Origin of the sequence: Photobacterium aphoticum, from assembly GCF_001029435.1 — a bacterium.
In the GTDB taxonomy this organism is placed as follows: Bacteria; Pseudomonadota; Gammaproteobacteria; order Enterobacterales; family Vibrionaceae; genus Photobacterium; species Photobacterium aphoticum.
Window position 1 is genome coordinate 42,241 of record NZ_LDOV01000025.1, and the last position, 19,178, is coordinate 61,418.

Genomic DNA, 19,178 nt, shown 5'->3' on the forward strand with positions numbered 1-19,178 from the left:
TCTTCTTTCTTAAATAGACACCCATACTTTTGTACTTTCTTGCCCGGTGTTCTAGGCTTCATTTTACACGGACAGAGCAGGGAGCAATCAAGCATGCCAAGGGCAAGGAAAACACAAGTCAGCTTAACTGATACGCCGTACTATCATTGCGTATCACGTTGTGTCAGACGCACCTTTCTCTGCGGTAAAGATCCGCTTACCGGGCAATGTTATGAACATCGCCGTAGCTGGATTGAACGCCGATTATTGTTTTTAGCCAAGGTGTTTGCGATTGATCTTTGTGCCTATGCGGTGATGAGTAATCACACCCATGTTGTGCTGCATGTGGATGTAGACAAAGCGAAAGGTTGGTCGCTGGAGGAGGTAATTACCCGCTGGCATCAGGTGTGCAAAGGCAATTATTTATCAAATGCTTGGATTGATGAAAACCAACGCAGTCATATGGACAAGGCGCAATTAAAGGCGGTAGCGCGTATTGCCGAAGAGTGGCGAAAACGGCTGCATGATATCAGTTGGTTTATGCGTTTGCTCAATGAGCCGATTGCCCGTAAGGCCAATGAGGAAGACGGTTGCACAGGTCGCTTTTGGGAAGGGCGATTTAAATCGCAAGCCTTACTCGATGAAGCGGCACTAGCGGCTTGTATGGCGTATGTGGATCTCAACCCTGTGCGGGCGGGTATCGCGACAACGCCAGAAACCTCGGCCTATACCAGTATCAAAAAGCGCGCAAAAGCCGCGAAGTCCAGCTATCAGCCAGCCTCGTTATTGCCATTTGTCGGGAATCCGCGCGTGAATATGCCCAAGGGCTTACCTTTTGTGTTCATGGACTATTTGTTGTTGGTCGACGAAACCGGCCGTGCCATGCGTGACGGTAAGTGGGGACGCATCTCAGACAATGCGCGGAACATTATTGCTCGCCTGGGTTTATCGGAAGAAAACTGGCTGGAATTAACGGGCCATTTAGAGCAACACTTTTCAGGCGCAATCGGAAAAGAACATCTGCTCCGCGAGTACCATCAGCATATTGGTCAGCAGCGCACCCATGGCATTAGCACTAGCCGGCGATTACTAAACGCCGCCTGAAGTCTCTCATTCCTTCTTTCTATTTTAACTGGCCAATCGGCTAGGTTTTGTTGTGTCTGCAATTTACATAATTAAGGAAATCACTGCACTTAGCTGAACAAAAATGGCGAAATTTGGCATTTTGCTGAGACGTTGGTGCATTTGTGGGGGCGTTCTTTTGATTAAGGTGTGTTGTTAAAGGGAAGGAATTATGGGTGTCATGATTAGAGGAAGGTTTTAATCATGGCTGTCAAGGTTAAAAATTGAGTGTCTCGATAAGAAAAAGAACGTTGGCTAACACGCATTTCGTCAAACCCACCAATCCTGCAAACTAACTTTACTCACGCTTTTTACTGAAGAAATGATACAAGGTGATGTTGGCAAACGGGTCAGCATCGTGCGGTACCGACATATTTTTATTCATGGGAAGAGAGAAGTGACATGTTAAGACGAAATCCAAGTGGCCATATGCCGACTGTCTCTGAAACGGCGTTTATTGATCCGACGGCCATTATCTGTGGCAAGGTCATCATTGAAGATAACGTGTTTATTGGTCCGTATGCGGTGATCCGTGCTGATGAAGTGAATGAGCACGGTGACATGGAAGCGATTGTGATCAAGCGTGATACCAATATTCAGGACGGCGTGGTGATCCATTCCAAAGCGGGGATGGCGGTGACCATTGGTGAGCGTTCGTCGATTGCTCACCGTTCAATCATTCACGGCCCGTGTGTAGTGAGTGACGATGTGTTTATCGGCTTTAACTCGGTGGTGTTCAATACCACGATTGGCAAAGGCTGTGTGATCCGCCATAACTGTGTGGTGGATGGATTGGACTTGCCGGAAGGGTTCCATGTGCCACCGATGACCAATATCGGGGCGGAGTTTGATCTCAACAGTATCTCGAAAGTGCCGCCAGAATATTCCGCGTTTTCTGAATCGGTGGTGTCAGCCAACCATACCTTGGTGCGTGGCTACCGACGTATTGCGAACGAGCTGTAACGGACAGAAAGGCAGGGGAAGATTGGATGATGAGAAGGGCGAATCAAACTGCCTGAAAGAAGGAGAGCCTCTGAGAGTCAGAGGTTCATCTGTTCACGGGGTGTGGGCGCAAGGTGAAGAGGCGCAAGGTGCATCGAGACAGCGCTATTAACATTCAGAGGTTTGCTTGCGTCAGTTTGCGTACTAAGCGGGAAAATTCGTGAGACTCCTCTTCCGACAGGCAGGCAAAAAAATCATTCTGCAAGTTATCCATGGTCTGGCAGGCAAACTGCAGTGCGACTTCGCCATCGGGCGTGAGGGACAGCATTTTCAGGCGGTGATTGCTTTTGCATTTCGACACAGCCACAAAGCCGCGTTTTTCTAAGTTATCTACCATGCGTTTGGCCACGCTGCGCTCCGTCATGACCGCATCGGCCAATTCTTGCTGACTCATCGGTTGAAACTCTTCCAAAGCCGCTAATGCACTCGCCATTTCTAAAGTCATCTGGTGTGGCTCTGCCAGCTCGACCGAAGCGCGGTTGCGGTACATGCGCTGCATGACACTGCATACGTACATCGGGCTTTGATCCAACACGGAAATGGGAGAGATTTTCTGTTCTTTCATCTTGGCCTACTTAAATTTCGGTGGATGTCTGTGTTTAACTGATTGTTCATGTAAAAAGAAAGAGCGCTGAACGAACAGCGCTCTTTTTACATGTTACCGTCAGGCAGTATAACGTGACCTTACTCGGTCACAGGGACTGACTGAACAGCTTTCGCTTGGGCATTTTTCTTGTTATGACGGTCGAACAAACGCTCTACCACCACGAAGAATACCGGCACGAAGAAGATACCCAGTAGGGTCGCACTTACCATGCCGCCCAATACACCGGTACCTACCGCATTCTGACCGGCTGAGCCTACGCCCGAACTGATCGCCAGTGGTACAACACCCAGACCAAACGCCAGCGAGGTCATGATGATTGGACGCAGACGCACACGCACCGCATGCAGGGTCGCTTCAATCAAATCCGCGCCTTTTTCGTAGTATTCTTTAGCAAATTCTACGATCAGGATGGCGTTCTTGGTCGCCAGACCGACGGTGGTCAACAGGCTCACCTGGAAGAACACGTCGTTATCCATACCGCGACTCATGACCGCCAGTACCGCACCCAGTACGCCCAACGGTACCACAAGTACGACCGCCAATGGGACGGACCAGCTCTCGTACAGAGCCGCCAGAACCAGGAAGACAACCAGGATCGACAAGCCGTACAGCATTGGCGCTTGGTTACCCGACAGGCGTTCCTCGTAAGAAATACCGTTCCAGTTTACCGTAAAGCCCGGCGGCAATTGTTTCACCATGGCTTCGATTTCAGCCATCGCTTCACCGGTACTCACGCCCGGTGCTGCACCGCCCTGAATGTTCATCGCAGGCAGGCCGTTGAAACGCTGCAGCAGCGGTGAGCCGTAGCTCCATTCGCCGGTTGCAAATGCCGAGAACGGCACCATCTCACCTTGTGCGTTACGTACGTACCATGAATCAAAGTCTTCTGGCTGCATACGATGCTCAGCATCACTTTGCATCAGTACTTTCTTCACGCGGCCACGGTCGATGTAGTCATTGATGTACGCGCCACCCCATGCAGACGACAGGATTTGGTTCACATCATTGATGCTCACACCCAACGCACGCAGTTTGCTGTGGTCGATGTTTACCTGGTACATCGGCGCATCCGCCTGACCGTTTGGACGTACGCCTACCAGTTTCGGGTTCTGTGCCGCCATGCCCAATAGCTGGTATTGTGCGCCAACCAGTGCATCGTGACCCAGACCTAACGAGTCTTGCAGGTAGAAGTCAAAACCGGTCGCGTTACCCAGTTCCTGAATCGCCGGTGGTGCAAAGGCAAACACCATCGCTTCTTTAATGGTCGAGAAATAACCCATCGCACGGCCAGTCAGTGACGCTGCGTCAGAGCCCGGTGCTTCACGCTCAGACCAATCTTTCAGACCGATGAACGCCATACCCATGTTTTGACCTTGGCCGGCAAAGCTAAAGCCTGCAACCGAGAACACGGATTCCACGTTGTCTTTTTCTTGCTCCAAGAAGTACGTACGGACTTTATCCAGTGTCTTTTCTGTCTGCTCTTGAGTCGACGTCGGTGGCAAGATTGCCATCGAGAACACGGTGCCTTGGTCTTCATCCGGCAGGAACGAGGTCGGCAGGTTAGTGAACAACCAGCCTGTACCTGCACTCATTGCCAAGAATACGACCAGCATACGGCCAGTGCGTTTTAGCATCTTCGCCACGCCCGCTTCATAGCCAGCGGTCATTGCGTCGAACTTACGGTTAAACCAACCAAAGAAGCCGGTCTTCTCGCCAAATTCTGCATCGCCTTTTTTCAGCAAGCTCGCACACAGGGCAGGGGTCAGGATGATCGCGACCAGTACCGACAGGGTCATCGCCGCCACAATTGTGATGGAGAACTGACGGTAAATCACACCGGTCGAGCCGGACATGAAGGCCATTGGGACGAATACCGCTGACAGCGTCAAGCCAACACCGATCAAGGCGCCGGTGATCTGCCCCATGGATTTCTTGGTCGCTTCTTTTGGCTCCAAACCGTCTTCGTGCATCACACGTTCAACGTTTTCTACCACCACGATGGCGTCATCCACCAACAGGCCGATAGCCAGTACCATCGCAAACATGGTCAGGGTGTTGACACTAAAGCCGGTGGCGTACAGCACCGCGAACGTACCCAGCAGTACCACCGGCACCGCAATGGTCGGGATCAAGGTGGCACGGAAGTTCTGCAAGAACAGGTACATGATCAGGAAGACCAAGAACACCGCTTCAAGCAGGGTTTTCACCACTTCAGAAATTGACGCTTCAACGAATGGTGTGGTTTCAAACGGGTAGGCGATCTTCAAACCTTCCGGGAAGGTTTCGCTGATCTGCGCCAAGCGCGTTTTCACCGCTTCTGCGGTTTCCAGGGCGTTCGCGCCGGTACCCAACGAGATACCTAAACCTGCTGCCGGGAAGCCGTTGTACTGACCTTTGATGTCATAGCTTTCCGCGCCGCGTTCCACGTTCGCCACGTCTTTCAGGTACACGTTCGAGCCGTTGGCTTCTGATTTCAGAATGATATTTCTGAATTCAGCCACGCTGGTCAAACGGCTGGCTGACGAAATCGTCGCGTTCAGCAACTGGCCTTTTTGTGCCGGTGCCGCGCCCAACTGACCCGATGACACTTGCGCGTTCTGCTCACGGATCGCATTAGCGACGTCGATGGCCGTCAAGTTGAACTGAGTCAGCTTGAACGGATCCAGCCACACACGCATCGCGTACTGAGAGCCAAATGCCTGTACCTGACCCACACCGCTTACACGGCTGATCGGATCCTGAATATTGGTCACCACGAAGTCACCAATATCGTTTTCCGTCAATTCCGGGTTCTCGGAGTACACCGCCACAACCATCAAGAACGAAGTGTTCGATTTGTTGACGATAATACCCTGGCTCTGTACTTCCATCGGCAGCGAGGTCATGGCCAGCTGCAGTTTGTTCTGTACCTGAACCTGTGCGATATCAGGATCCGCTTCGCTGTCAAACGTCAGGGTGATGGTGGCGTTACCAAACGCATCACTGCTGGCATTCAAGTAGCGTAGATAGTCCAGGCCGGTCATGTTCTGCTCGATAACCTGTGTCACCGAGTCTTCCACGGTTTTCGCCGATGCACCCGGGTAGCGGGCGTTAATGGTGATCGTGGTCGGTGAGATGGTCGGGTATTGTGATACCGGCAAGTTGAACAGGGACATGACGCCCGCCAACATGGTCAGGATCGCCAGTACCCAAGCAAACACCGGACGATCGATAAAAAATCGTGCCATGGTTATGCCTGCTCACCTGCTTGGATAGTCACAGGGCTACCCGGACGCACCATTTGAAGACCCGTGGTGATCACTTTGTCACCCGGTTTCAGGCCGTCAGTGATACGCCATTGGTTATTGATCGCTTCAGCCGTCGTTACCGGACGTACTGCCACTTTGTTATCCGCATCGACAGTCATCACGGTCGCTTGACCGGTGGCATCGCGGGTCACGGTGTTTTGCGGGATCAGGATCGCTTCAGGATCCACGCCCACGGTCACAGTGGCACGTACGAACATGCCCGGTAGCAACAAGCCATCTGGGTTGGCGAATTCGGCACGTAGTGTCACGCTGCCAGTGCTTTCATCTACGTTTACTTCAGTAAACTTCAGGGCACCTTTGTGCGCATACGTTGAGCCGTCTTCCAGTGTCAGCGTCACTTGTGCAGATTCGTCTTTTTGCAAGTGACCTTGCGACATTGCCGCTTTTAGACGCAATAGCTGCGCAGAAGACTGCACGATATCCACGTTGATCGGATCAAGCTGCTGAATAGTCGTCAGCGTCGCCGCTTGGTTGGCCGTGACCAACGCACCGGCTGTCACGTTCGACTTGCTGATCACACCGCTGATTGGCGCTTCCACTTTCGCGTAAGCCAAATTGATCTTCGCAGAGTTGATCTTTGCTCTCGCCACAAGAGCTTGGGCTTTGGCTTCTTTGTAAGCGGCTTCCGCGTTATCCAGATCTTGCTGGCTGATCGACTTCTTGCTGATCAGGGTACGGAAACGTTTCACGGTTGAGCCGGTTGACTCTTCAGCCGCTTGTGCGCGGATCAATTCCGCTTCTGCGCTTAGTAGCTCAGCCTGAATGGTTGAGTCATCAATTTGGTACAAAGATTGACCTTTCTTGACAACACCACCTTCCGTGAAGTTACGCTCAGAAATGATGCCGGTTACCTGTGGACGCACTTCGGCTTCCATGTAAGCGCGGCTGCGACCTGGCAGCTCAACCGTCAGGGTTTGACGGACTGGCTCAACGGTCATTACCGTGACTTCTGGGGTAGGGGCGGGACCACTTGGGGCTTGTGCCTGTTGGTTTTGCTCACATCCAACCAATAGGAGGCTCGACGCGATCAAAAGAGACAGCGTGGTTCTACGTATCATGAAAAATCTCTCGTTCCTAACGAAAACAAAGTGACTCACCAAAAGTCACCCATAATTGTTCGGTATAATAGTTGTATCGATGTTGCACATACAACACCCTTACAAATCTTTACACAACGACCCCGTGTTCTCGGCTTGACCTTCCCCCTACGGGAAGCCTTATTGTGCTGCCAATCCAGACATAATGAGATTTATATAATGAAAAAAGTCAGCCTATCTCTTCTTATTGCTGCATTGATGTCATCTTCTGCGGTTTTTGCGCATGACATGCAACACGGTAGCCAACACAACGATCAGCATGCTGCACACAGCAATATCGCAGTATCACAAGCGATGATGGATGACTCCATGGCGGCGATGCACGGTATGATGACGGTGAAATTAACGGGTAACCCGAATGTGGATTTCGTTGAAGGGATGATCCCGCACCATGAAGCGGCCATTAAGATGGCAGACGTGGTGATGCCTTACCTGAAAGATCAGCAAATCAAAACCTTTGCTGAGAATATCGTAAAAGCGCAGGAACACGAAGTGGCGTTCATGAAAGCGTGGCTAGCAAAGCAAGCGGCATAAGCTGTCGCGGTCGCTAGCGAGATCGTTCGCTCGATCGTTACCAAATAGCGCTGGCGCGAACTCTTCCTGCACGCAGTGTATCTGTTGTGCAGGAAGGTAGCTGGAAGTTGTTCAGGAAGTATGTCGCAATGGGGAGTTAAGACGTTACTTGGCGGTGCTATCAAGCCACCGCATGGCCGTTTCACCGGCATTTAAGACGGCATCGATATCTGCTGTGGTCAGCTCTAAAGAAGGAATGCTGTCTCCAAGACACAAAGCTACCGAGGCAATTTTTTCTGATAGTTCCTCAATCTCTGCCGTTATCTCTTCCCCTTTCTCGCGCTGTGTTAATCCGTTTTCTAAAAAACGCGCACAAAACCACGCCAGTGCGCCGTAATTCGATAATCCCATCGCATGTGTTTGAGACTCTGCCTCATGAAAAAGCGGAGTATGGGTGATCATGGTGACCTGTTTAGGGCTTAATGTTTGTCCGGCACCCAACACGCGGTGATGTTGTTGGCAATATTCAAGGGCAGGCTGCAGTTTATTGTGGTGGCTAAATGGGAACATTGAATACACCCTTTCTATTTCTGTCTTGTTATTTATATCAGTGAGGTGAATTCAGACTTTTCTTCTTATTAGTCTGAAAGCATTAAAATTACAGTAATAGGATTTTATTGTGATTACAATATTCACTATTGTCGTTATATCACCGTTTTTTGCATTGTTTGAATGCAAATTTAAAACTTGAGCCGTGCGGGTATTATTGATCGCATTTTCTTTTTTGAATAAAAATGCGAACGATATGAAAAAGGCCGCAAATAGCGGCCTTTTAATGGTGTTGATATTCACTTTATTCTGTCATCAGACAGTGTGACGATTACTTATCGATGGTAAACGTGAAGAACTGGCTGGTACCGTTATCATTATCGCTGACAATGTAGCCTTTGGCTTGTTGCGGTGTTTGTTGGGCAACCGCAATCGATTCAACCTTGGTAATCACGGTTTTACCGTTTTGTTCCACTTTCTGGCTGTAAGGGATGAGATCGAGATTCGATGTTTTATCGAGTGTGGCCAATGGCAATACGCCAACAAAGCTGCCCTGAATCGCGCCATCATTCACACTGCTTTGGTTATTTCCTTCCACCGAAGCAGTGAAAATCAAACTCTTGTTGTCTTTCCAGTAATCGGCACCTGAGAAGCACGCTTGCACGCCGTTAATGGTTGGCAATTGTGCCTGATACACTTTCAAGGATGGCAAGGTGGTAGCTTGGCCGGTTAAGTAGTGCATCAGATCCGTGGTCTTCATGGCAAAAATGGCATTCTTACCTTCATTGCCTCGGTTGAAGATGAAAATCTTATTGGCGGTGTTGGCAATCCCTTCAATATTGATTTTTTCTGCTTGAGTGAATCCGGCTGCCTGATGCAGTGTTGTATACAGGTTAGACAGTGACAGTTTTTGGTTTTCTCCCCCTTTGACAGGAACGAGATACGCATTTTCACGTAATGTTTTTTTACTGCCAGAGCCAATAACAAAGTAATAAGGCTGATGGTTGTAATGGATCAGCGTCATCGATTCAAAGTCAGGTTTGGTTTTATGGTTAATACGATTATGTTTATTGACTGGGAAGTGATCAATCATCACTTTCTTTTCAATTTTAAAATCAGGATTGACCGTAAATAACCACGGTGAATCATCACCGGTCACAATTAACTGTCCATTATGCATAACCATGCCTGAGCCGGAAGAAAGGTTATGATTAATGGTGGAGTTGGCAATATCAAACGTGAAGGCTTCTGGTGCGGTGGCAGCGTGTGCGCAAGTATTGGTTAATAATGCGAGTGCACTGAGCAAACCCATGGTCGCGTATTTATTTGTTTTCATTGTTATATCTACATATTGATGAAGGCAGAATGTGATCGCACTCTACACCCGTTTATTCGGGAGAAGAAGATAGGGCAATGTACATTTTAGCTTTTAAATATTATTTGAGAGTTTTTTATCTTTAAGATATTGAAACCGAATGGGATTCAATAAAGATAAAATATGACGGGCGAAAGAAATGTTTTATAGCTTGGGTAATCAGGATGGAAAGAGAGGGAAATCGACCATGGCATCGTCGTGGTTAGCCTTTTTCATCGCTAAATTACGGGCCGCCTTGGTTGTATAAGGCTGGCCCGTTTTTTGTCGCGCTCAGGGTTAGCGCATTACAAAATGCTCGCTGTGAAAGCGACTGTCTGCCCATCCTGCTTGTTGTAGGCCAGACTTTAACGCGTCGCCAAAGGCTTGCGGGCCGCAAAAGCTCAGGTCAAAGTCGGTATCCGCTTGAGAGCTTAATACGGTTTCACTGCTGAGCAACTGGCCTTTATCCGCATTGATAAGTTGCAAGGAGACAAACGGTAGCTTTGCCAGCAACGCGTTGATCTCGTGGCTGAAAAAGGCTTCTTTCTCGTTTTTCACACAATAAAACAGTTGTACACGTTCTGGCTGCGTGGCCTGTGAATGCAGGCTTGTCTGTTGCGCTAATGCATACAAGTGAGCAAGCAGCGGCACAATCCCAATACCGGCGCCAACCCACACTTGCTGTTTACCTTGTGGGATCTGAAAGGTGCCGTAGCCGCCCTCTACAGTTACGCGTTGTCCGGCCGTCAGTGTATTCACCAGCTGGTGGGTATAGTCCCCCAGATCTTTTACCCCAAAGGTGACACTGCGACTGTTGGCATCATGATGCAGAATAGAAAACGGGTGTGGCGCTTCGCCATCATGAAAATTCAGATAGGCAAATTGGCCGGGTTGACAGTCCAAGGCACCGTCGAGCGCAATACTGAAGCGGGCGATTTGCACGGCTTCATTATCGGCCTCTGCACCGTAGCGGGTGATCTGTGTGACGTGTCCACTGACTTGCTGGCGTCGGCCAATGCGGCCAGACAAAGACAGCCATGCACACCACACACCAATGACTGACAGCAGCGCAATGGTGGCATTCATCGGCAAGGCACCCAAGTGATCATCAAGCAAAAAGGCGGTATGAAAAACACCGACCAGCATTAACACGCCGCCCAGTTTATGGGTGAACTTAAAACGTTTATAGCTGATCGCCTGCACCAAGCTGATGATGCTGAAAATCAGGAACACTTTGAACCCGATATCACCCACTTGCTCGGCCAGTGCGTGCCAGTTGATCCCGGTAATTTCTGGCGCTGGCCCTCGGTTGGGGCGACTTAAAACGCCGCTGCTGACCAATAGCGGGCCACTTTTGATGATCAACCAGTGACCACACAGAGCGATCAGGGCACCAATGCCGAGTTGCTTGTGGAGACGGTAGCCTTTATCCAGCCCATTCACTAACTTCTCGACCCAGCGAAAACGTACCGCCAGTAACACCGCGATAGCCATATAGCTCAGGCCGAGTAAGCCGGTATACATGGTGAGGTGATGACGCCAGACGAAGAAATTATCGAGCGAACCTTCATAGAACAAAACACTGGGTAGCCAGAGTAACGTCAGCAGTGCGGTGAGTCGAAACATGATGGTGAGCCTTTTGTGAATGAATGGGGCATGGTCATCATAGGAAGGAGACGTCGAACAGGATAGCGACATTGCATTCTCTTACTTTGCTTGACGCAGCTTTACAGAAGAGAGGGGAATGTTGACAGAGAGGCGGGTAAAGTTCGGGATAAAAGAGGAGTGAGTCATAACGGCAACCGACAAGATCAGGAAAACATGGCCGCTAAAACAGACCATGCCCTGAACGGCGAACCGATCAGGGCGTGGTGCTAGGTGTTACATGAAAATCGCGGCGTTAACCGTGTTTGTGCAGTTTGAAGTAAGCCATTTCCTGTTTCATTGCTTCAATGCGCTCTGAAATCTCGACGTTCACATCGCTGATCTTATGGGCGTTCTCCAGGCTGATTTGTACCGTGTGGTTGATGTTCTCGACGCGATGAGAAATATCTGCCGTCACGGAAGATTGCTCTTCTGACGCGGTGGCCACCAACGCGTTGATTTCATTCATGGTTTCGACTTTGGCCATGATGTCTTTGAACGCAACCGAGATTTCTTGTGACATGCGGTACGACTCATCCACCAAATTGGCGTTGTTGAGCATGAAGTCATCGGCCTTTTTCGATTGCTCCTGCAGTTCGTTGATGATGCCCTGAATATCGACGGTTGATTTCTGTGTTTTCGCGGCCAGTGAGCGCACTTCATCCGCCACCACCGCAAAGCCTCGGCCTTGTTCTCCGGCACGTGCTGCTTCAATCGCGGCATTCAGTGCCAGCAGGTTGGTTTGTTCAGAGATCGAGTTGATCACATCCACCACTGAGCTGATCTTGTCACTGTACTGGCGCAGATCGCTGACGATCATCGCAGATTCTTTGATTGACTCATTCACCTGTACCGAGATCGATTCAGCACGTGTCATGGTTTCTGAGCCCTGTGCGACCACATTCAGCACTTCCGTGGCTTGGGTATCAGCCATTGCGGCATTGTGGGCGACATCGGTCGCGGTGGTTGACAGCTCGGTAATGGCGGCAGCCACTTGCTCCACGTCCGAAAATTCATTCTGGGCGTTGCTCTTGTTGTCTTCGATGATGGTTTCAATGTGTGATTGGTTCACCATCAGCGACTCGGTCACCGAGTGGGTGGTTTGTGAAATCGTCTGAATGCGACGTTGCATGGTGCCTAACGATTCAGAGACCAAGCCGGATGAGGCAAATTGCACGGCGACAATGTTGCCATCAGCAAATTGCTCAATTTTGCGGGCCAAGTCTTCCGGCTCTTCACCGAGGTTGGTGTCGATTTCTTTTTTCACAATATAGAACACCACCAAGGCCAGGATCAGGCCAACACCCAGCAGGATGAAGACAAACATCATCAGCATGGTGTTGCGGTTGGCAATGGTTTCTTCTTGCTGGGTGAACGAGAACACATCGTACTGGCCGTTGTAGTCTTGCTTCGACACAGTGTAGTAAATGCCTTGGCTGTCTTGATATAGCAGTGGTGTTTCAGTGGCTTGTTTAAAGGCCGGGCGAATGCTGTAGAGGTTCTGGCCTTTCCAGTCGGCGGTTTGGTTATGGACAAACAACACATGGCCGTCTTTGGCGGTGATGGTGTATTCCATGTTGGTGCGGGCTAAATCGGCACTGATGTCTACATCAATGCTGAGTACGCCCACAATGCGCTGCTGCTGATCGCGCACGGGCGAGGCCACACTGATGATGGTTTCACCGGTGGAACTGATGTACGGGGAGGAAATCACGTTACGGCCTTGCATCGGCACGACAAACCATTCGCGTTGTAGCGCCTTGGCATTGAAGTTTGGCATCACACCACTCAGTTCTGCCGAATAGGTGAAGGTTTCGCCGCTGGGCTTACTGAAATAGACGCCCATGAAGCGGCCTTCTGAGCCCACGACGATCTCTTTCATGATGCCAAGGGTGTGGGCATCAAAATCGTAATCCGCAAAGCTATTAGACAGGGCGGTGACACTGGTCTCGGCGCTCAGTAAGGTATTTTCTAACGCCACCAACAGGGTATTGGCGACGGCATTATTTTCTTTTAATACGTTGACGTCTTTCCATTCATCTAAATATCGGTAACTCACCATGCAACTTAATGCAATTAATACCGAAAGTGTCAGTACAAATGATAAAGTGATTTTTTTAAGCACGTCCCTCTCCCTGAGGTAAATCATGGTGTTACGGTAGACTTTGCCGTGGCAAAGTCATCCCTGATAAGGAATATCCAACGTATTACACTTGTTATTTTTTATTAAATATAAACTCAAGTGAATTACATTTTTTATTATGAGTGTTCGAATTTGTCCTATTGATAAAGATCAATAAGTGAAATGACAAGAATAAAAATTGGTATACTTTTTTTGGATGTAATTTCAGCTTTTAAAGACAATATTAACTCGTTTTGTCAGACAATAACATAGCGTTATTGGGTAAGGGCATAATACGATACTCTAAATGTGCGTTATCCCACTTTTATTATATTTAATGGGTTGTTATTGTCCCAAATTAATTGTTTTTTGAGGGAGGGGGAGGAAAGGTTTTAAGACTGGGTAAAAGATCGTTTTCACGATCTTTTACGTTGAATAAATGTAATTATAGGCGAGTACGGTTAGGTAGCAATTGAGTAAGCACTGGCGTCATTTTGGTTTCAATTGATGCCCACTTATTGAAAGCAAAACCCCCTCGGTGGCGATATTTTGCTCCTGCAATTTTAAATCCATCTTTGTCATATAGGTTAATTTCAGCAAGAGAAAGGTACGGTACAATGTCCCAAGAACGACGAGCGGTATATTTCATGAATACATCACACTGTTCCGGTTGAACTTCTTTATCTGAATATAGCTTTGTTGCGTAGCCTTTATCTTCCAACATTGTTTCGATAGTTGGCAGAAAAGCATCGTAGACACGTGTGTTCTCTTGAATGCAAATTCGAGAAATAGAAGTGTCTTGAGCAATTGGTTGTACTTTAATCGATGTACAACCACTTAAAATTAAAGTGAATAAAATGAAGAATAGAGTTTTTTTCATTGTGTTTACTGTTGGTTTTTTGTTGTTGAATGTTAATAACTAAGAGTGTAAATATCTTAAATGAAAATTAATGACTATGTTGCTTTCGAGATATACCCATAATCAAAAGGGGGCATATTATGGTTGATGCATAGTATTGAGTCAAATAAAGAGTTGTCACTTTTCTATGCGGTTATTTATTCATCAGACATCATTTTAAAGAGCAGATAATATTGATATCAAGACTGGTATTAGTAGGGTGGGTTAGGACTGTGTTGAGGGTGGAATAACATGCTCTTATACCTGTTGGCGACATGTTAGGCAGGCAGCCAACAGGTGAGTTTGTATTAGACGCGCTTTGACGGTACGCTTAATCCGTTTGCGGCACCACGGCAGAATCGCGTTTGATCAGCAGCGGATGAAACACCCGTGACAGCGAACTGTCGGTGCCTTCCAGCGACAAACGGGCGGCATTCATAGCCATGCTTTCAATCGGGCTGCGGATGGTGGTCAGTTTCGGGCTGAAATAGCACTGCGGCAGCACATCATCAAAGCCGACAATAGACAGCTGTTCCGGGATCGCCACGCCGTGCTCTTTGAATACTTGCATGGCAGCGGCGGCATAGAAATCATTAAACGCGACCATAGCGGTGACCGGCAGGCCTTTGTTCAGCAGGTTAGTCGCAGCTAACGCGCCACCGGGTTCACCAAACGGCACTTCTTCAATCCAGTCGGGATTGACCTCAATACCGGCTTCTTCTAACGCACGGCGATAGCCGTCAAAGCGGTCGACTTTATCGTCCACTTCCATTTCACACGATAAATACGCAATGCGGCGGTGACCCAGTTCAATCAAATGACAGGTCGCTTTGTAAGTGCCTTCACTGTTATCCAGCCACACACATTGCGATTCAATCTCCGGCACATGACGGTTGACCACAATCAGCCCGGGCAGTTGTTCGGCATGACGGATCAGGGCGTCATTGCTCATGGCCTTGCTGTGGATCACGATGTTGCGACAGCCTTTGCTCACCATGAACTGAATCGCGTCTTCCTCGCAGGCGGCATCGTAATCACCACTGGCGACAATCACTTTGCGTTGGTGCTTACGGGCGACTTTCTCCACCCCCTGGGTTAACAGGCCATAGAACGGCGAGTTAAAGCGGCTGACGATCAGGCCGAGGGTGTCGTGTCCTTGATTGATGTTCAAACGGCGGTTGCCCTTTACCTGATACCCCATCGCTTGCATGACGGCTTCCACCTTGGCAATGGTGTCTGGCATCACATTGGGTGACTGGTTGATCACGCGGGAAACGGTCGCGGTGGAGACGCCGGCGGCTTTGGCTACATCATTAATCGTGGTCATGTGTGTGCAAGATCTCATTTTTAAATCATGTAATTTACATCTGATAATATTGTTTTTTATTGGTGATTTCCATCACGGACATCTCGTTTCTGACCCATTATTCTGCGCGTGCAACGTAAAACCGGTTTTGTTTCATAATTTTTCTGTACCACCACACTGTTTCGGATGTAAATTACATGAATAATAAAACGATGAATACACCGCCTGCAGGATTGGCCTTGTTGCCAATCATTGCCATGCTGGGCTTTTTGGTGATTGGTTACGGCGTTTACGGCCTGCCTATTGAAAGTTTGTTGCTCGCTTCTGCGGTTGTTGCGGCAGGGGTGGCGTGGAAATTGGGCTACGGCTGGGATGACATTCAGTCAGCCATTGTGGATCGCTTAGCGAAAACCCTGCCTGCGGTATTTATTCTGGTGCTGGTGGGCGGTTTGATCGGCAGCTGGATGATTGGCGGTACGATTCCGATGTTAGTGTACTACGGCCTGAAAATTATCAGCCCTGAGTACCTGATCTTAACCTCTTTCTTGGTGACCTGTCTGGTGTCTCTGTGTACGGGGACCTCTTGGGGTTCAGCCGGTACGGTGGGTGTGGCCCTGATGGGTGTCGCGACGGGTATGGATGCCAACTTGGCAGCTGTTGCAGGTGCGGTGGTGTCTGGTGCGTACTTCGGTGACAAGATTTCGCCACTTTCTGATACCACGAACTTTGCACCGGTTGTTGCCGGTACGGATTTGTACTCGCACATTCAGCACATGCTGTGGACGACGATTCCTGCATTCTTGCTGGCAGCGGTGGTGTTCTTCTTTGCCGGTAACAGCGACGTAAGTGCAGACACACCAGAGAAAGTGTTGGCGATTCTGGCCAATATTGATGAGCTGTTCTCGCTGAATATCTTCTTGTTGCTGCCACCTGCACTGATCCTGTGGGGTGCGATCCGCAAGTTGCCAACCATTCCATTGATGCTGGCGGCGATTGCCATTGGTGTGGCAAACGGTGTGATTTTCCAAGGTTTCAGCCTGGTAACCGCACTGAACGCGATGTTGAGCGGCTTTAAAGTGAGCATGTTTGCGGATGCGGGGCTGGCAAACGTGACGCTGGTACCGGACGTGGTAACACTGGTTAACCGTGGCGGTATGACATCCATGATGGGCGTGGTGTTGTTGGTGTTCTGTGCATTCTCTTTTGCCGGCACACTGGCACTGACGGGCGGCCTGAATGTATTGGTGAACACATTGGCGAAAGGCATTAAAGGCACTGCAAGCCTGATTGGTGCCACCATTGTGACCACGATTACTGTGGTATGTACCACCTCTGACGGCAAGTTAGCCCTGTTGATCCCATCAGAGCTATTCCGTGACACGTACAAGAAAATGCAGCTGGATGCGAAGAACCTGTCTCGTACCATCGAAGATGCCGGTACCGTGATTGAACCGCTGGTGCCCTGGACGAATGCGGGTGTGTTCATGGCTGCGACACTGGGTGTGTCTACGCTGGACTACTTGCCATGGGCGATTCAGAACTATTCAGCAATCTTCTTTGCCATGATTTGGGCAATCACCGGTGTGGGTATTGCCAAGGCGGTAAAAGAAGTACGTCAGGGTGAGCCAGCGACAGCGTGATCGCGGCATCCCTGAGGTAACCGCCCGAAGCAATGACGGCGACATGTAGAAGAACAATATCATCATTTGAAGAGAAAACACAGGAAGCGTTGAGAGGGTCAGCGCTTCCTGCATTATACGAGGTTTATATGGCACACGAATTGGATACCGTTATCAATCGTTATGGTACCGACTGCTTGAAGTGGGATTACATGGAAAAGTGGCTGGGCGTGCCGGAAGGCGAGGCGCTGCCAAGTTGGGTATCAGACTGGGATTTCAAAGCCCCTGATTTTATTACTGAGCCATTAAAAGCGCGCATTGAGCACGGTATTTTTGGTTACTCTGAGCGTGGTGATGAGTACTTCAATTCGGTGATTGACTGGTGGGCCGATAACCACCAAGTGACACTGAAAAAAGAATGGTTCCATACCACACCGGGCAGCCTGCCAGCGATTGCTATGCTGATGGAGCGCTGGAGCCAGCCGGGTGACAAAGTGCTGGTGCTGAGTCCGGTTTACCACGCGTTTTACCGTACTATTACCAACACACAGCGTACAGTGGCTGAATCGAAACTGATCAACGACAACGGCTACTACTCGATCAATTTTGATGATCTGGAGCAGCAGTTCAAAGACGGCGTGAAGATCATGATGTTCTGTAACCCGCACAACCCGGGCGGTCGTGTGTGGACAGAAGAGGAAGTGACGCGCGTATGCCAACTGTGTCACCAGTACGGTGTGTACCTAATCTCGGATGAGATCTGGGCAGATATCGTTTTCCGTGGTCACAAGTTCTTTAGCTGTCTGCGTGTTGATCCTCAGTACTTCGACAAACTGGCGGTGTGTATTGCAGGGACCAAGTCGTTCGGTCTGCCGTCTATGCGTTTGACCAACACCATGATCCCGAACGAAAAAGAAGCCGAGGCATTGAAGTCTAAGCTGTTGGCTTACGGAATCGACGTGTACAGCGCGTTCAGTATTCTGGCTAACCAAGCCGCGTACCGTCATGGCCGTGAATGGCTCAATGATACCTTGGATTACTTGGAAGCCAACAATCAGCGTCTGGCCGAGTTTGTGGGTAACGAGCTGACGCAAGTGACGTACCGTCTGCAAGAGTCGACCTATCTGGCGTGGCTGGATTGCCGTGCGATGGGTTTGGATGATGCGGAACTTGAGCAGCGTCTGCACAAAGCCGGCGTGATCCCAACCATGGGTTACGGTTTCGGTGACGATGGCCGTGGTTTCATCCGTTTGAATCTGGGCTGTCCAGCCTCGATTCTGGAAGAGAAAATTCAGCGTTTGCGCACCGTGCTAAAATAATCGCACGCCGAGGCGCGCAGACACATTCTGATACGAGAAAGCCCTCATGATGAGGGCTTTTTTCTGACACGCGAATGGGGTCACTGTGTGAATCCCGCGCGGGATTATTTTAGGCGTGGTTATTTTAGGATCTTGATGCTGTCGACATCGACGGCATTGGCTGAGCTGTCTTTTTCAATCTCGCCGCGAATTTCCACTTTGTTGTTGGGGTTCACGGTTTGACCGCTCCATTCATCGTCGTCGATTTTGATCGGCATGCGACCGGTGTCATCGGCAAACATGTAGCGCTCTTTGCCCAGTGACATAATGACATGACCAATCAACGTGACATCGGTACCATCGGTCAGCCATGATGCATTTTGAACGTCTTCAACAGTGTTAAGATTGTCACTGGCACTTGGGCCTTCAAAGCCGCCGCCAGCGGCCTGTGCAGTACCCATGCTCAGCAGAGCAGCCAGGGTGAGGCCAGAACAAAGCGCAATTTTACGAGTTAGTGTGTGCACAATACATCTCCTTGGTGTTAAGGTGGCACGACATTCACAGAGCACATCCGATGATAAAAGTCTGATGACGAATGCGCGGCGTGTCTCTGTCGAGCGAGACGGGAAGAGGGCGCCATCATGCCGCATTTGACTGTAGTGCAGAATATGGTGAAATACCATTGCCCGAGAACACTCGCTTTTCTTCTGAACAGTTTTGATCGAATAAGTTCCAAATCTTGAACTCGGTCACTCTATTT

The 19,178-nt window shown here is 49.4% G+C and carries 15 protein-coding genes; 5 read left to right on the forward strand and 10 right to left on the reverse strand.

What is annotated here, in order from left to right; translation table 11 throughout:
• Window positions 1-93: 93 nt before the first annotated feature.
• Window positions 94-1,083 carry a hypothetical protein gene (locus ABT58_RS13465; RefSeq protein WP_047874943.1) on the forward strand — a complete coding sequence of 330 codons (990 nt, stop codon included), beginning with the start codon at window positions 94-96 and terminating at the stop codon, window positions 1,081-1,083.
• Between the two features lie 420 nt (window positions 1,084-1,503).
• Entirely contained in the window at window positions 1,504-2,064 is a 561-nt protein-coding gene (locus ABT58_RS13470) for a DapH/DapD/GlmU-related protein (protein ID WP_047874944.1), read from the forward strand.
• 154 nt (window positions 2,065-2,218) lie between these two features.
• Here the strand turns inward: ABT58_RS13470 and ABT58_RS13475 are convergent, their stop codons facing one another.
• The 3 genes from ABT58_RS13475 to ABT58_RS13485 all read right to left on the reverse strand — a co-directional run bounded on the left by ABT58_RS13475 (window position 2,219) and on the right by ABT58_RS13485 (window position 7,076).
• Window positions 2,219-2,668 carry a MarR family winged helix-turn-helix transcriptional regulator gene (locus ABT58_RS13475; RefSeq protein WP_047874945.1) on the reverse strand — a complete coding sequence of 150 codons (450 nt, stop codon included), beginning with the start codon at window positions 2,666-2,668 and terminating at the stop codon, window positions 2,219-2,221.
• Window positions 2,669-2,787: 119 nt separating this feature from the next.
• The gene (locus ABT58_RS13480) at window positions 2,788-5,937 is read right to left on the reverse strand and encodes an efflux RND transporter permease subunit (protein WP_047874946.1); all 3,150 of its coding nucleotides are present in this window, start codon (window positions 5,935-5,937) and stop codon (window positions 2,788-2,790) included.
• Between the two features lie 2 nt (window positions 5,938-5,939).
• Entirely contained in the window at window positions 5,940-7,076 is a 1,137-nt protein-coding gene (locus tag ABT58_RS13485; protein WP_047874947.1) for an efflux RND transporter periplasmic adaptor subunit, read from the reverse strand.
• A 198-nt stretch (window positions 7,077-7,274) separates the two neighbouring features.
• Between ABT58_RS13485 and ABT58_RS13490 the strand changes: the two genes are divergently transcribed.
• Window positions 7,275-7,649 (forward strand): DUF305 domain-containing protein, encoded by a 375-nt coding sequence (locus ABT58_RS13490; RefSeq protein WP_047874948.1) that lies wholly within the window; start codon window positions 7,275-7,277, stop codon window positions 7,647-7,649.
• 144 nt (window positions 7,650-7,793) lie between these two features.
• Here ABT58_RS13490 and ABT58_RS13495 read toward each other — a convergent pair whose 3' ends face one another.
• From ABT58_RS13495 to ABT58_RS13520, 6 genes are all read right to left on the reverse strand, one after another.
• Window positions 7,794-8,198, reverse strand: coding sequence for a hypothetical protein (locus tag ABT58_RS13495; RefSeq protein ID WP_047874949.1), 405 nt, complete (start codon window positions 8,196-8,198; stop codon window positions 7,794-7,796).
• A gap of 310 nt (window positions 8,199-8,508) precedes the next feature.
• The gene (locus tag ABT58_RS13500; RefSeq protein ID WP_053063092.1) at window positions 8,509-9,513 is read right to left on the reverse strand and encodes a DUF6929 family protein; all 1,005 of its coding nucleotides are present in this window, start codon (window positions 9,511-9,513) and stop codon (window positions 8,509-8,511) included.
• A 315-nt stretch (window positions 9,514-9,828) separates the two neighbouring features.
• A complete protein-coding gene (locus tag ABT58_RS13505) occupies window positions 9,829-11,157 on the reverse strand; it encodes a ferredoxin reductase family protein (RefSeq protein ID WP_047874950.1) in 1,329 nt (442 codons plus the stop codon).
• Window positions 11,158-11,431: 274 nt separating this feature from the next.
• Window positions 11,432-13,300 carry a methyl-accepting chemotaxis protein gene (locus ABT58_RS13510; protein ID WP_047874951.1) on the reverse strand — a complete coding sequence of 623 codons (1,869 nt, stop codon included), beginning with the start codon at window positions 13,298-13,300 and terminating at the stop codon, window positions 11,432-11,434.
• Window positions 13,301-13,742: 442 nt separating this feature from the next.
• Window positions 13,743-14,177: an Sbal_3080 family lipoprotein gene (locus ABT58_RS13515; protein WP_047874952.1), complete on the reverse strand. Its 435-nt coding sequence runs from the start codon at window positions 14,175-14,177 to the stop codon at window positions 13,743-13,745.
• 349 nt (window positions 14,178-14,526) lie between these two features.
• Complete coding sequence (locus tag ABT58_RS13520; protein ID WP_047874953.1) at window positions 14,527-15,522, reverse strand: LacI family DNA-binding transcriptional regulator; 996 nt, start codon at window positions 15,520-15,522, stop codon at window positions 14,527-14,529.
• Window positions 15,523-15,698: 176 nt separating this feature from the next.
• Between ABT58_RS13520 and nhaC the strand changes: the two genes are divergently transcribed.
• Window positions 15,699-17,141, forward strand: coding sequence for a Na+/H+ antiporter NhaC (gene nhaC / locus ABT58_RS13525; RefSeq protein ID WP_047874954.1), 1,443 nt, complete (start codon window positions 15,699-15,701; stop codon window positions 17,139-17,141).
• A gap of 128 nt (window positions 17,142-17,269) precedes the next feature.
• Window positions 17,270-18,439: a MalY/PatB family protein gene (locus tag ABT58_RS13530; RefSeq protein WP_047874955.1), complete on the forward strand. Its 1,170-nt coding sequence runs from the start codon at window positions 17,270-17,272 to the stop codon at window positions 18,437-18,439.
• 119 nt (window positions 18,440-18,558) lie between these two features.
• Here ABT58_RS13530 and ABT58_RS13535 read toward each other — a convergent pair whose 3' ends face one another.
• On the reverse strand, window positions 18,559-18,942 hold the full coding sequence (locus ABT58_RS13535; protein WP_053063093.1) for a NirD/YgiW/YdeI family stress tolerance protein: 384 nt from the start codon (window positions 18,940-18,942) through the stop codon (window positions 18,559-18,561).
• Window positions 18,943-19,178: the final 236 nt, after the last annotated feature.

Coding starts and splice junctions, on each gene's coding strand:
- ABT58_RS13465 (WP_047874943.1), top strand. CDS start 94: ATGCCAAGGGCAAGGAAAACACAAGTCAGCTTAACTGATACGCCGTAC.
- ABT58_RS13470 (WP_047874944.1), top strand. CDS start 1,504: ATGTTAAGACGAAATCCAAGTGGCCATATGCCGACTGTCTCTGAAACG.
- ABT58_RS13475 (WP_047874945.1), bottom strand. CDS start 2,668: ATGAAAGAACAGAAAATCTCTCCCATTTCCGTGTTGGATCAAAGCCCG.
- ABT58_RS13480 (WP_047874946.1), bottom strand. CDS start 5,937: ATGGCACGATTTTTTATCGATCGTCCGGTGTTTGCTTGGGTACTGGCG.
- ABT58_RS13485 (WP_047874947.1), bottom strand. CDS start 7,076: ATGATACGTAGAACCACGCTGTCTCTTTTGATCGCGTCGAGCCTCCTA.
- ABT58_RS13490 (WP_047874948.1), top strand. CDS start 7,275: ATGAAAAAAGTCAGCCTATCTCTTCTTATTGCTGCATTGATGTCATCT.
- ABT58_RS13495 (WP_047874949.1), bottom strand. CDS start 8,198: ATGTTCCCATTTAGCCACCACAATAAACTGCAGCCTGCCCTTGAATAT.
- ABT58_RS13500 (WP_053063092.1), bottom strand. CDS start 9,513: ATGAAAACAAATAAATACGCGACCATGGGTTTGCTCAGTGCACTCGCA.
- ABT58_RS13505 (WP_047874950.1), bottom strand. CDS start 11,157: ATGTTTCGACTCACCGCACTGCTGACGTTACTCTGGCTACCCAGTGTT.
- ABT58_RS13515 (WP_047874952.1), bottom strand. CDS start 14,177: ATGAAAAAAACTCTATTCTTCATTTTATTCACTTTAATTTTAAGTGGT.
- ABT58_RS13520 (WP_047874953.1), bottom strand. CDS start 15,522: ATGACCACGATTAATGATGTAGCCAAAGCCGCCGGCGTCTCCACCGCG.
- nhaC (WP_047874954.1), top strand. CDS start 15,699: ATGAATAATAAAACGATGAATACACCGCCTGCAGGATTGGCCTTGTTG.
- ABT58_RS13530 (WP_047874955.1), top strand. CDS start 17,270: ATGGCACACGAATTGGATACCGTTATCAATCGTTATGGTACCGACTGC.